The 12,961-nt window shown below is 65.1% G+C and carries 13 protein-coding genes; 4 read left to right on the forward strand and 9 right to left on the reverse strand.

The window, feature by feature from the left end; translation table 11 throughout:
- Nucleotides 1–49: 49 nt before the first annotated feature.
- On the forward strand, nt 50–1,285 hold the full coding sequence (locus AC07R1_RS06045) for an acyl-CoA dehydrogenase family protein (protein ID WP_011061547.1): 1,236 nt from the start codon (nt 50–52) through the stop codon (nt 1,283–1,285).
- Between the two features lie 288 nt (nt 1,286–1,573).
- Nucleotides 1,574–2,353, forward strand: coding sequence for a TSUP family transporter (locus tag AC07R1_RS06050; RefSeq protein ID WP_011061548.1), 780 nt, complete (start codon nt 1,574–1,576; stop codon nt 2,351–2,353).
- Here AC07R1_RS06050 and nudC read toward each other — a convergent pair.
- The 5 genes from nudC to AC07R1_RS06075 all read right to left on the reverse strand — a co-directional run bounded on the left by nudC (nt 2,321) and on the right by AC07R1_RS06075 (nt 7,248).
- The gene (gene nudC, locus AC07R1_RS06055) at nt 2,321–3,151 is read right to left on the reverse strand and encodes an NAD(+) diphosphatase (RefSeq protein ID WP_495110265.1); all 831 of its coding nucleotides are present in this window, start codon (nt 3,149–3,151) and stop codon (nt 2,321–2,323) included. The genes AC07R1_RS06050 and nudC overlap by 33 nt on opposite strands.
- Nucleotides 3,152–3,157: 6 nt before the next feature.
- Complete coding sequence (locus AC07R1_RS06060) at nt 3,158–3,970, reverse strand: crotonase/enoyl-CoA hydratase family protein (RefSeq protein WP_015635797.1); 813 nt, start codon at nt 3,968–3,970, stop codon at nt 3,158–3,160.
- Between the two features lie 214 nt (nt 3,971–4,184).
- Entirely contained in the window at nt 4,185–4,961 is a 777-nt protein-coding gene (locus AC07R1_RS06065; protein ID WP_495110266.1) for a class I SAM-dependent methyltransferase, read from the reverse strand.
- A 276-nt stretch (nt 4,962–5,237) separates the two neighbouring features.
- Nucleotides 5,238–6,542, reverse strand: a complete 1,305-nt coding sequence (locus AC07R1_RS06070) for an ATP-binding protein (RefSeq protein ID WP_011061551.1) — start codon at nt 6,540–6,542, stop codon at nt 5,238–5,240.
- 4 nt (nt 6,543–6,546) lie between these two features.
- Entirely contained in the window at nt 6,547–7,248 is a 702-nt protein-coding gene (locus tag AC07R1_RS06075; protein ID WP_011061552.1) for a response regulator, read from the reverse strand.
- A gap of 202 nt (nt 7,249–7,450) precedes the next feature.
- Here AC07R1_RS06075 and AC07R1_RS06080 point away from each other — a divergent pair, with 202 nt between their 5' ends.
- Both AC07R1_RS06080 and AC07R1_RS06085 read left to right on the forward strand, forming a co-directional pair.
- Nucleotides 7,451–8,605: an efflux RND transporter periplasmic adaptor subunit gene (locus AC07R1_RS06080; protein WP_011061553.1), complete on the forward strand. Its 1,155-nt coding sequence runs from the start codon at nt 7,451–7,453 to the stop codon at nt 8,603–8,605.
- 9 nt (nt 8,606–8,614) lie between these two features.
- A complete protein-coding gene (locus AC07R1_RS06085) occupies nt 8,615–11,713 on the forward strand; it encodes a multidrug efflux RND transporter permease subunit (RefSeq protein WP_495110267.1) in 3,099 nt (1,032 codons plus the stop codon).
- A 59-nt stretch (nt 11,714–11,772) separates the two neighbouring features.
- On the opposite strand, the gene AC07R1_RS06090 is transcribed toward AC07R1_RS06085, so the two are convergent.
- The 4 genes from AC07R1_RS06090 to AC07R1_RS06105 all read right to left on the reverse strand — a co-directional run bounded on the left by AC07R1_RS06090 (nt 11,773) and on the right by AC07R1_RS06105 (nt 12,823).
- Nucleotides 11,773–12,033 (reverse strand): hypothetical protein, encoded by a 261-nt coding sequence (locus tag AC07R1_RS06090; protein WP_495110268.1) that lies wholly within the window; start codon nt 12,031–12,033, stop codon nt 11,773–11,775.
- Nucleotides 12,030–12,209: a hypothetical protein gene (locus AC07R1_RS06095; protein WP_041118455.1), complete on the reverse strand. Its 180-nt coding sequence runs from the start codon at nt 12,207–12,209 to the stop codon at nt 12,030–12,032. The genes AC07R1_RS06090 and AC07R1_RS06095 overlap by 4 nt, the downstream gene beginning before the upstream one ends.
- Before the next feature lie 112 nt (nt 12,210–12,321).
- Complete coding sequence (locus tag AC07R1_RS06100; protein ID WP_015635802.1) at nt 12,322–12,447, reverse strand: hypothetical protein; 126 nt, start codon at nt 12,445–12,447, stop codon at nt 12,322–12,324.
- Nucleotides 12,448–12,643: 196 nt separating this feature from the next.
- Nucleotides 12,644–12,823 carry a hypothetical protein gene (locus AC07R1_RS06105; RefSeq protein ID WP_342402257.1) on the reverse strand — a complete coding sequence of 60 codons (180 nt, stop codon included), beginning with the start codon at nt 12,821–12,823 and terminating at the stop codon, nt 12,644–12,646.
- Nucleotides 12,824–12,961 lie beyond the last annotated feature (138 nt).

Consider the following 12,961-nt stretch of genomic DNA (forward strand, 5'->3'; position numbering starts at 1 on the left):
CGGCCTGGACCCTGCAGCGCTTTTTTCTGCCGAACCCAGGAGCTACACCATGACTGAACACCAGGTAATCAATCCGCTGTCCGTGGGGGTCGACTACGAGACCCTGGCCGCAGGCTTTCGCCCGATCTTCCAGCGCATCGCCAGTGGCGCGGTGGAACGGGAACAGCAACGCAAACTGCCCTACGAGCCCATCCAGTGGCTCAAGGAATCCGGATTCGGCGCGGTACGGGTGCCGCTGGAATATGGCGGTGGCGGCGCTTCCCTGCCCCAGCTGTTCCAGCTGCTGATCGAGCTGGCCGAGGCCGACGCCAACGTGCCCCAGGCCCTGCGCGGGCACTTTGCCTTTGTCGAGGATCGGCTCAATGCCACGCCCGGACCGGGCCGGGACCTGTGGTTCAAGCGCTTTGTCGAAGGCGATATCGTCGGCTGCGCCTGGACCGAAATCGGCGCCGTGGACATCGGCCAGGTCATCACCAAAGTCTCTCCGGATGGCGAAAAATGGCGCCTCAACGGCGAAAAGTTCTACAGCACCGGGAGCATTTTCTCTGACTGGATCGATGTCTATGCCCAGCGCACGGACACCGGCGGCGACGTGATTGCCGCGGTGCGCACCCGCCAGCCGGGCATCGAGCAGAGCGACGATTGGGACGGCTTCGGCCAGCGCACCACCGGCAGCGGCACCTCGCGCTTCCAGGACGCTGAAGTGGACGCCGAGAACATCATCGACTTCGCAACCCGCTTCAAATACCAGACCGCTTTCTACCAGCTGGTGCTGCTGGCGACCCTGGCCGGCATCGGCCGCGCGGCGCTACGTGATGTGGCCCACGAAGTGCGGGTGCGCAAGCGCATCTATAGCCACGGCAACGCGCCCCAGGCCAGCGCCGATGCCCAGGTGCAGCAGGTGGTGGGCGAGATCGCGGCCCTGGTGTATGCCGCCGAAGCCGCCGCCCTGCGTGCTGCAGCCCCTGCGCAACAGGCCTACCTGGCGCGCTTTGCCGGGGATCCGGCCCAGGAGCGCGCGGCCAATGTGGCGGCGGAAATCGAATCGGCCACGGCCCAGGTGGTGGTCACCGAACTGGTCCAGCGCGCCACCAGCGAGCTGTTCAATGCCCTGGGGGCTTCGGACATTCGCCAGGGCAAGGCCCTGGACCGGCACTGGCGCAATGCGCGCACCGTGTCTTCGCACAACCCGGTGATCTACAAGGCGCGGATCGTCGGCGACTGGAAGATCAACGGCAGCGAGCCACCCTTTGTCTGGCAGATTGGCAACGGCCCCCAGCGCTGACCTCAGGCACAGCCCCCCGTAGGAGCTGGCCTGCCAGCGAAGGCGTCATCCAGGCGAACGCTCGGCCCAGCGGCCTCTTCGCCGCCAAGCCGGCTCCTGCAGCGAAATCTCGGCGCACCGCCCCGTAGGAGCTGGCTTGCCAGCGAAGGCGTTATCCAGGCGGGCGCTCGGTTCAGGGAGAGGCATCCGACCAAGGTCGAGGCGGTCGCGCGGCGGGCTGGGTTGCAGGTAATATGGCGGACTTTCGCGCAGCCCCCTTTGCGCTTCTCGCCGAAATAAGCCGACCCCATGCCCTTCGAACTCAGCGTAGACCTGACCACCCTCGCCATTCTCGCCCTCGTGGCCTTCATCGCCGGTTTCATCGACGCCATTGCCGGCGGCGGCGGCCTGCTCACCACCCCGGCCCTGCTCACCGCCGGCCTGCCGCCGCACCTGGTGCTGGGCACCAACAAACTCAGCTCGACCTTCGGCTCGGCCACCGCCAGTTTCACCTTCTATCGGCGCAAGCTGTTCCACCCCAGGCAGTGGACCCACGCCATTGTCGGCACCCTGGTGGGCGCCCTGACCGGGGCCATCGTCGCTCACTACCTGCCGGCGGAATGGCTGAACAAGATGCTGCCGGTGATCGTCTTCGCCTGCGGCCTGTACCTGCTGTTCGGCGGCACGCCCAAGGCGCCACTGGACAGCGACGCACCGATCAAGAAGAAGTGGCAATCGAGCCAGGGCTTCAGCCTGGGCTTCTATGACGGCGTGGCCGGCCCCGGCACCGGGGCGTTCTGGACCGTGAGCAGCCTGCTGCTCTACCCCATCGACCTGGTCAAGGCCAGCGGCGTGGCCCGCAGCATGAACTTCGTCAGCAACATCGCGGCGCTGTCGGTGTTCGTGTTTTCCGGGCAGGTGGACTGGATCATCGGCCTGTGCATGGGCCTGTCGGTGATGGTCGGGGCCTTCTTCGGCGCACGCACCGCCATCAGCGGTGGTGCCAAGTTCATTCGCCCGGTGTTCATCACCGTGGTCCTCGGGCTGACCGTGCGCCTAGCCTGGCAGCACTGGTTCAGCGTGGCCTAGGCGGCGCGCCACATAGAGATCGATCAGGTAGCGGGCAATCGAGCGCGAGGCCGGCAACGGCGGTAGCGCATGGACGCTGAACCACTGGGCGTCCTCGATCTCGTCTTCCTGGGGAATGATCTCGCCGCCGGCGTATTCGGCGTGAAAGCCCAGCATCATCGAATGGGGGAACGGCCAGCATTGGCTGCCCACGTACTGGATGTTCCTGACTTCGATGCTCACCTCTTCGCGCACCTCGCGAATCAGGCAGTCCTCCGCCGACTCGCCCGGCTCGGCAAAGCCTGCCAGGGTGCTGTAGACCCCGGTGACGAAGCGCGGCGAACGAGCCAGGAGGATTTCGTCACCGCGGGTGATCAGCACGATCATGCTCGGTGAAATGCGCGGGTAGCTGCGCAGGTCGCAAGGCTGGCAATACATCGCCCGCTCCCCCGGCACCTGGGCCATGGGCCGCCCGCAACTGCCGCAGTACCGGTGTTCCCGGGCCCAGGTGCCGATCTGCGCGGCATAGCCCAGGACCTTGTACAGGGTGTGATCGCCCTCCAGCATGAAGGCCCGCAGGCCTTTCCAGCCGCAGCCCGGCACTTCGGTGCGGGCGCTCAGTTCCAGCAGGTACACCGGCTCGCCATCGAGATGGCCGATGCCGTGTTCCGCCAGCAGCGGCAGGTCCTGGCCCTTGAGCCAGTGCCGGGGGAACAGCGCGCCGTTGTCGTCGTAGAGAAAGCCGTCCGGGCCGCGGGCCACGGCCCAGCCGCCGGGAAGGTCGGTGTCGAGTACTGCGGTGGTCCAGCGTTCAATCATCGTCAATCAATCCAGAAATTCGGGTTTCTGTTTGCTCATGTGGGCGGCGATGGCCACGCGCAAGTCGTTGGACTGCAACATGGCAGCGTTCCAGGTGGCGACATATTCCAGGCCGTCATCAATACGGTGGTCACGCATGTAGCTGAGCATTTCCTTGGTGCCGCTGACCGCGATCGGCGACTTGGCGGCGATCTCCCGGGCAATTCCCATGACCCCGTCCAGCAGGCTTGCGGCATCGCTGTAGGTCCGGTTGACCAGGCCAATGCTGCGTGCTTCCTCGGCACCGAAGGTGCGCCCAGTGTAGGCCAGCTCGCGCAGGATGCCGTCGCCGATGATACGTGGCAAACGTTGCAGTGTGCCGACATCCGCAGCCATGCCGATATCGATTTCCTTGATCGAGAATTGCGCATCGTCCGCGGCGTAACGCATGTCGCAGGCGCTGATCAGGTCGATGGCGCCCCCCAGGCAATAGCCCTGGATCGCCGCCAGCACCGGCTTGCGGCAGTTGTCCACGGCGTTGAACGAGGCTTGCAGCTGGAAGATCTTGCGCCGCAGCAGGCGCGCGTTGCGGCCCACATCCTTGCCCAGTTCGTTGGCCACCCCGGCCAGCATCATCAGGTCGATGCCCGAAGAAAAATGCTTGCCGGCACCGCTGAGCACCACCACGCGCACTGCGTCGGTGTCGTCGATCCAGCGGAAGATCTCGACGATCTCGCTCCAGAACGCGGCGTTCATGGCGTTGATCTTTTCCGGGCGGTTGATCTGCACATGGGCGATATTGTCAGCGAGTTCGACGCGAAAGGCTTGGTATTCGGACATGGCAGTGATCCTTTACTGGGCAGAAAATGAGGGCCGAACTATAGCAAGTGGCGGCGGCGGGCCGTAAGGCAGCGCATCGGCCAAAAGCGGGACTGGCCACCGCCCCTGCAGGAACCGGCTTGCCGACGTAGAGGCCCCTGAGCCGAGCCCCGTCCGGATAACGCTTTCGCTGGCAAGCCAGCGCCTACATGGGGGCGATGTGGGGGTGATGAGCTCAGCCTTGCCTGATGCAATAGAAGGCGGCGGTCGTGTAAGGCACGGTGACCTGGGCCTTGCCCCGCAGCTGCGGCTCGCTGTCGATCAGGGCGGCGATCTGCCGGTCCACGGCCTCGCGCTCGGCCTGGGGCAAGGCGGCGATGAAGCTGGTGGAGCGCACACGGTTGAAGATCACGTCCTCCGGCGTGCCGCTGTGGCCCTGGGTGAAATGCTGTTCCTGCAGGGGCCCGAAACCCGGGTGGGGAAAGGCCTGGCGCCAGGCACCGGTGTAATAGCGCGGGGTATCGGCCTGCCAGGCATTGACGATGGCGTCCAGGCGCGCCACCCAGGGCGCCCGGGCATCCCGCAGGTTCCACACCAGGGCCAGCTTGCCACCGGGCTTGAGCACGCGATGGATTTCCTCCAGTGCCGCGCGGTGGGCAAACCAGTGAAAGGCCTGGGCACAGACCAGCACATCCACCGAGGCATCCTTGAGCGGCAGCGCCTCGGCGCTGCCCTCCAGTACCTGGGCCTCGGGCTGGGCCGCCGCCAGCCTGGCGCGCATTTGCTCGACTGGCTCCACCGCGATCACCTGGGCCCCGGTGGCCAGCAAGCGGCCGGTGAACTTGCCGGTGCCGGCGCCCAGGTCCACCACCACCCTGCCCGGCCCGAGGCCCAGCGTCTCCCGCAGCCAGGGCTCAAGGGCTGGCGGATAGTCCGGCCGGCCCCGCACATAGGTATCGGCGGCCTGTTGGTAGCCGTCGGCCGCAGCATGATGAATCGCCTGATCGTTCATGGATGAACCTCCTCATTGCGGGTGAGTACGAACAGGATAAACCGTGCCCGACAACAGACAGCATGAAACTCCTGTCAGTTGCACCCCCGCTGCAGGAGCAGGCTGTAGGAGCTGGCTTGCCAGCGAAGGCGTTATCCGCAGGGGCGCTCGGCTCAGGGGCCTCTTCGCCGGCAAGCCGGCTCCTCCAACGAATCCGCGCCGCACCGCCTGGTAGGCGGCCTTGAGACTAGCGCTGAGCTCTGCGGCCCTTTCACCGCCAAGCCGGCTCCTACGGATTCAGGCCCTGGGCGGGGGCGGCAGGCTCAGGCGAAAACGCGCGCCGCCCAGGGGCGAGGCTTCCACGGTCAGGGTGCCGTCCTGGGCTTCCAGGGCCCGGCGGCTGATCGCCAGGCCCAGGCCGAAGCCGCCGGTGGCGCGGTCGCGGCTGCGGTCCAGGCGGTAGAACGGCTCGAACACCCGCTCGCGCTCGTCGTCGGGAATGCCGATGCCGTCATCGTCGACCCAGATCTCGCAGCCGTCGTCGCTGACCAGCACCCCCACCTGGATGCGCTTCTCGCAATAACGGGTGGCATTGCGCAGCAGGTTCTGCAAGGCCCGGGCGGTCAGCCGCGGGTCCAGGGTGAAACGTTCCAGGGCACCGTGCAGCAGGACGTCGATGACGATATCCGACTCCAGCTCATCGTCGACACTGCCCAGGATGCTGTCGATGAACTCGTCCAGGGACACCTCGATCTGCTCCGGCAGGCACGCCGGGTTCTGCAGGCGGCTGTAGGACAGCAGCTCCAGTACCAGTTCATCCAATTCGCGAATGTGCGCCACCAGCCCTTGCAGGCGCTCGCGGCTGGCCGCCGGCAAATCGTCGGAGAGCGCCAGGGCCAGGCCGAAATCCAGCCGGGTCAGGGGCGTGCGCAGTTCGTGGGACACCGCGTTGAGCAGGTCACGCTGCTGGTTCAGGAGTTTTTCGATATCCCCGGCCATGGTGTCGAAGACATTGGCCAGGCTGCCGATGTTGGAACTGGCGGGCAGCTGGGTCCGCTCGCCCAGATGGCCCTTGCCGAAGCGTTCGGCGGTGCGCTTGAGGCGCTCCAGGTCACGCCAGTGCGGGCGCACCCAGAGCAACAGGCAGGCCAGCAGCACGGCGACGATCAGGACATTGATGCTCCAGTACAGCAGGTTGACGTCCAGCGGGTCCGGCGGCACCACCAGCTTCACCGCCAGTTGTTCATCCAGCGGCGACACCGCCAGGGTGCGCCAGCCCCAATCGCCCAGGCGCACCACTTTCTCGCCGCGTTGCAGGCGCTCGCGCTCGTAATCGCTGAAATCCGGGTCGTCGATGCGCACCAGGGCCACCTGCAGCGGGTGGAACTCCTCGTCCATCTCCTTGACCAGGGTCGGCCACTGCTGCGCCGGCAAGGCGCGGAACTGCTTGACGATCAGGCTCTGCAGGCCCCGGGACTGGTCCAGGTTGTAGTCCAGGAAACGCTCGTGGAAAACCTTGATCACCAGGTCCGGGATCAGGTAGATCGCGGCGCTGAAGGCAATGATGGTGATCAGGTACAGACGGACCAGGATGCGCAGCATGGAATCAGCATTCCCACTCGGAACGGCTGAACAGGTAACCCTTGCCCCACACGGTCTTGATCTTGCGCGCCTCGCCGGCGTGATCGTCGAACTTGCGCCGCAGCTTGGAGATCGCCACGTCCACCGAACGATCGGTGCCGTTGAACTCGATGCCCCGCAGGCGCTGCAGGATCTGGTCGCGGCTCAGCACTTCACCGGCATGCCGGGCCAGCACCACCAGCAGGTTGTACTCGCCGCTGGACAGCTCCACCAACTGCTCGCGCCAGGTCACGGTGCGCTCCGACAGGTCGATGCACAGGTTGCCCATGAGGATCTGGTCGCTGGCGCTCTGCGGCTCGCTGAGGCTGCTGCGGCGCAACAAAGTACGGACCCGGGCCAGTAGCACTCGCGGTTCGCAAGGTTTTGTCACATAGTCGTCGGCGCCCATTTCCAGACCCAGCACCTGATCATGGCTATCATCCCGCGCGGTCAGCATCAGGATCGGCAGGGTCGCCGAGTCGGCGCGCAACAGGCGGCAGACTTGCAGGCCATCCAGGCCCGGCAGCATCAGGTCGAGGATCACCAGGTCCGGGGGGCTGGCCTTGGCCCGCTCCCGCACCTGGTCACCACGGCTGATCACGCTGACCTGATAGCCATTGCGTTCCAGGTAGCTGGCGATCAGTTCGGACAGCGCGGTGTCGTCTTCGACAAGAAGAATATTGGGCATGGAGAGCGATCTTTATTGAAGAAATACAGAATACCGGCGTTCTTTATAAGGTACCGGGCAAAACCAGCAAGGCGCCAAGGATATACAACCCTGGCCGCACCGGTGCGCAGGCTTCACACTTTTTCACACAGCACCTACACAGCTTCACAGCGGGCCTTGACCCATGCCCTTAGCATGCCGAGGTCATTATTGGGGTATCAGCATGTCGAATAAACTCTTTGCGCCATTCTGCCTGGTCGTTCTGGCAGCGGCGCTGAGCGCGTGTGGCAAGACCGAAGGCGAGCAGACGCCGCCACCGGCCAAGGTACGGATCGAAACCGTACAGAGCCAGGCCCTGTCCATCACCAGCGAACTGAGCGGGCGCATCGCCGCGCCACGGATCGCCGAAGTCCGCGCCCGGGTGGCCGGGGTGGTGCTGCAACGGACCTTCCGCGAAGGCTCCGACGTCAAGCAGGGCGAGGTCTTGTTCCGCATCGACCCGGCCCCGTTCAAGGCTGACCTGGACAGCGCCCAGGCCAGCCTGCGCAAGGCCGAGGCCACCGCCTTCCAGGCGCAGCTGCAGGAGCAGCGCTATTCCAAGCTGGTCGCCGACCAGGCCATCAGCGGCCAGGAATACGACAATGCCCGGGCTGCGGCACGCCAGGCCAGCGCCGACGTCGCCGCCAACCAGGCCGCGGTGCAGCGGGCCAAGCTCAACCTCGGCTATGCCACCGTCACCGCGCCGATTTCCGGCCGGGTCGGCCGCGCCCTGGTCACCGAAGGCGCCCTGGTGGGCCAGAACGAGACCACGCCGCTGGCGCTGATCCAGCAACTGGACCCGATCCACGCCGACCTGACCCAGTCCACCCGTGAACTCAACGACCTGCGCCGGGCCTTCCGCGCCGGCCAGTTGCAGCAGGTGGGCAAGGACCAGGCCAAGGCGACCCTGATCCAGGACGACGGCAGCCTCTACCCGCTGCCGGGCAAGCTGTTGTTCGCCGATATCAGCGTTGACCCGAGTACCGGGCAGATCATCCTGCGCAGCGAGTTCCCCAACCCGGACCTCGACCTGCTGCCCGGCAGTTTCGTGCGCGTGCGCCTGGAACAGGCGGTCAACCAGCAAGGCATCAGCGTGCCGCAGCGGGCCATCCAGCGCGACAGCGCCGGCATCGCCCAGGTGCTGCTGGTGGATGCGCAAAACAACGTGGTGCAGCACCCGGTGCAACTGGGTGGAGTGCAGAACGATCGCTGGATTGTCACCGAGGGCCTCAAGCCCGGTGACCGGGTGATTGTCGAAGGCCTGCAACACGCCCGCCCCGGCGAGCCGGTGGAAATCGACGCCAGCCCCCTTGCGCACGTCCAGAACCCTGGCCAGTAGGTAGTACACATGCCGCAATTCTTTATTGACCGCCCGGTATTCGCCTGGGTGGTCGCCTTCTTCATCCTGTTGGCCGGTGCCCTGGCGATCCCCCAACTGCCGGTGGCGCAATACCCCACCGTGGCCCCGCCGCAGATCGAGATCTACGCCGCCTACCCGGGCGCCTCGGCACAGACCCTGGACGAATCGGTGGTCAGCCTGATCGAGCAGGAGCTCAATGGTGCCGACCACCTGCTGTACTTCTCGTCCCAGAGCAGCCTCGGCAGCGCCACCATCACCGCCACCTTCCAGCCGGGTACCAACCCGGAACTGGCCCAGGTGGACGTGCAGAACCGTCTCAAGGCAGTGGAACCGCGCCTGCCCCAGGCGGTGACCCAGCAGGGCCTGCAGGTGGAGAAAGTCTCCGCCGGCTTCCTCTTGCTGATCACCCTGACCTCCAGTGACGGCCGCCTGAACGATGTCGCCCTCAGTGACTACCTGGCGCGCAACGTGATGAACGAGATCCGCCGCCTCGATGGCGTCGGCAAGGCCCAGTTGTATGGTGCCGAGCGGGCCATGCGGATCTGGCTCGACCCGCAGAAACTGATCGGTTTCAACCTGACCCCGGCCGACGTCAACGCCGCGGTGGCGGCGCAGAACGCCCAGGTTCCGGCCGGCAGCATCGGCGACCTGCCCAACCCCGCCAGCCAGGAAATCACCGCGACCATCCTGGTCAAGGGCCAGCTGTCCAGCCCTGAAGAGTTTGCCGATATCGTCCTGCGGGCCAACCCCGACGGCTCCACGGTACGCATCGGCGATGTGGCCCGGGTGGAAGTCGGCAGCCAGGAATACCAGTACGGCACCCGCCTGAACGGCAAGCCGTCCACCGCGGTGGGCGTGCAGTTGTCCCCCGGGGCCAACGCGTTGAATACCGCGACCTTGATCCGCGCCAAGATGGACGAGCTGTCGCGCTATTTCCCGGCCGGCGTGGAATACAAGATCCCCTACGACACTTCGCCCTTCGTCAAGGTCTCGATCACCAAGGTGCTCTACACCCTGGCCGAAGCCATGGTGCTGGTGTTCCTGGTGATGTTCCTGTTCCTGCAGAACATCCGCTACACCCTGATCCCCACCCTGGTGGTGCCCGTGGCCCTGATGGGCACCTTCGCCACCATGCTGGCCCTGGGGTTCTCGATCAACGTGCTGACCATGTTCGGCATGGTGCTGGCCATCGGCATCCTGGTGGACGATGCCATCGTGGTGGTGGAGAACGTCGAGCGGATCATGGCCTCCGAAGGCCTGTCGCCCAAGGAAGCCACGCGCAAGGCGATGCAGCAGATCACCGGGGCCATCATCGGCATCACCCTGGTGCTGGTGGCGGTGTTCATCCCCATGGCCTTCATGCCCGGCTCGGTGGGGGTGATCTACCAGCAGTTCTCGCTGTCCATGGCCACCTCGATCCTGTTCTCGGCGTTCCTCGCCCTGACCCTGACCCCGGCCCTGTGCGCCACCCTGCTCAAGCCCATCGCGGCGGGCGAACACCATGAACGCACGGGGTTCTTCGGCTGGTTCAACCGGCGCTTCGAACGCCTGAGCGACAGCTATCAGGGCGGCGTGACCTATGCCCTCAAGCGTACCGGCCGCTACCTGCTGATCTACCTGGCGCTGCTGGCGATCATGGCGCTGCTGTTCAGCCGCCTGCCCTCCTCCTTCCTGCCAGTGGAGGACCAGGGCTACACCATCACCGACATCCAGCTGCCACCTGGCGCCAGCCAGAACCGCACGATCAAGGTGGTGGAGCAGATCGAAGCGCACAACGCCAGCGAACCGGGAGTCGGCGACAGCACCATCATTCTCGGCTTCAGCTTCTCGGGTAACGGGCAGAACGCCGCGCTGGCCTTCACCACGCTCAAGGACTGGTCGCAACGGGGCAGCGAGGATTCGGCGATGTCCATCGCCGACCGTGCCAACGCCGCCCTCGGCGCGATCAAGGATGCCGTGGTGTACGCCGTGCTGCCGCCGCCGATCGATGGCCTGGGCACCTCCAGCGGCTTCGAGTTCCGCCTGCAGGACCGTGGCGGCGTCGGCCACGCGGCCCTGATGCAGGCCCGGGACGAGCTGCTCAAGGCCACGGAAAAGAGCCCGATCCTGGCCAACGTCCGGGAAAGTGCCCTGGCCGAAGCGCCGCAGGTGCAACTGGAGGTCGACCGCAAGCAGGCCAACGCCCTGGGCGTGTCCTTTGCCGATATCGGCAGCCTGCTGTCCACCGCCCTGGGGTCGTCCTACGTCAACGACTTCCCCAACCAGGGGCGGATGCAGCGGGTGGTGATCCAGGCCGAAGGCGACCAGCGCAGCCAGGTCGAAGACTTGCTGCGCCTGAACGTGCGCAACAGCGCCGGCAAGATGGTGCCGCTGTCGGCCTTCGTCCGCGCCAGCTGGAGCCTGGGCCCGGCTCAACTGACCCGCTACAACGGCTACCCGGCCATTGCCGTCTCCGGCGAGCCGGCCCCTGGCCACAGTACCGGTGAAGCCATGCAGGAAATCGAACGGCTGGTGGCGCAGTTGCCCACCGGGCTGGGCCTGGAATGGACCGGCCTGTCACTCCAGGAACGGCTGTCCGGCAGCCAGGCGCCGATGCTGCTGGGCCTGTCGCTGCTGATCGTGTTCCTGTGCCTGGCGGCGCTCTACGAGAGCTGGTCGATTCCCACCTCGGTGCTGCTGGTGGTGCCCCTGGGGGTACTGGGCGCAGTGCTGGCGGTGAGCCTGCGCGGCATGCCCAACGACGTGTTCTTCAAGGTCGGCCTGATCACCATCATCGGCCTGTCAGCGAAGAACGCGATCCTGATCATCGAGTTCGCCAAGAGCCTGTACGACGAAGGCCATGATCTGATCGATGCCACGGTGCAGGCTGCACGCCTGCGCCTGCGCCCCATCGTCATGACCTCGCTGGCGTTCATCCTCGGCGTGGTGCCCCTGGCCATCGCCACCGGCGCCAGCTCCGCCAGCCAGCAGGCGATCGGTACCGGGGTGATCGGCGGCATGATCACCGCAACCCTGGCAGTGATCTTCGTGCCGGTGTTCTTCGTGGTGGTGATGAAACTGGTGAAACGCGGTTCGTTCAAGGACTGACATCGCTGCATGGGGTCCCGGTTCCGGGGCCCCTTCTTCTCTTGCCCCCTCTTCTCGTCTCAGGCCGCCATGGACGGGCATACCCGTGCCTGTGGGCAATCCAGGGCGAAAGGCCCGGGAAAGGCCGCAGCGGATTTGCCCGGTGGATTGCCCGCCAGCAGCGCCGGAGCCTTGGCCGCCTGGCTGTGATAGGCGATCTGGTGATTGCATTCGATGGCCCGCGCCAATGCTCCGGCCGAACCCTGGCCCAGCCCCAGCAGGCTGGTGCCATTGGTGAAGAACGCGAGGAAGGCGGTGATCATCAGACGGCGCCCTTTCATGGCCGTCTCCCCGCTTCGGCATGGAGTACCGGGCCCTGGCCGCTTGCCGCGCCGGAATCAATCAACGCAGCGCTCGGCAGGCCCGCAGCCAGGCTGGCCCAGAGCATCAGAAGCAGATAAAGCCCCAGCGCCAGGTAGGCGCCGTGCTTGGCGGAACTGAGGATCGAACGGGCCATGGTGATCTCCTGAGGCGTTTTCGTGCCCAGAGGATCTATCAATCAAACGCCAGTAAAAAGACGTTTATATCCATAGCCATCATCAATTTTCTTGATGCTTTAAACTCGCGTCTCAGTCCTGCAACAGGCTGGTCAGACGCTCGCGGGAAGTCTCCGGCTCGCCTTCGACAGGCTGGGCAGAGGACAGGATGGGGGTGGAGTAGAGCAACAGCAGAACCACGGTCAGACGCATCACCATGCTATCGATCCTTGCTCGGGAAAGAGTCAATAATTCAGCGTCAAATTTAAACACATGGCTATATGACACTACCAAGCAAAATTTGCCTGGCGGGAAGAATAAGTCGCAAACAGGTGATGCAGGAGCGACATCACTGCTTCAGTGACTTCGCTCCTGCATACCTTGGGTTTGCTGCTTGCGGGGTGATCCGGAGCGCTCATTGCTGGGCTTTGTGATCCAGGGCGGCGTAGAAGTTGGCGCTTTGTTGCAGGTACTTCTGGGTGTAGGTGTTGGTGCTGGATTTCTTCTGGCTGATTTCCACGTTGGCGCTGGCAGGCAGTGCCACGGTGGCGGAAATGGCGGAGGCTGCGATCACGGAGAAGAGATTGAAGTTCATGGCGGTAACCCTCGTATTCAGTTGGCTTGCTCGCCCGTGTGGGCCGTGAAGCAAACTTACTCCCGAGGGTTGGCGGGAAAAAATTCTTTGCGGCAGTAGCCATTATCAGCGTCGTTAATAGAAGGAGTCAGGCCCCGG

It is taken from the genome of Pseudomonas sp. GW821-FHT07F01, from assembly GCF_059418825.1.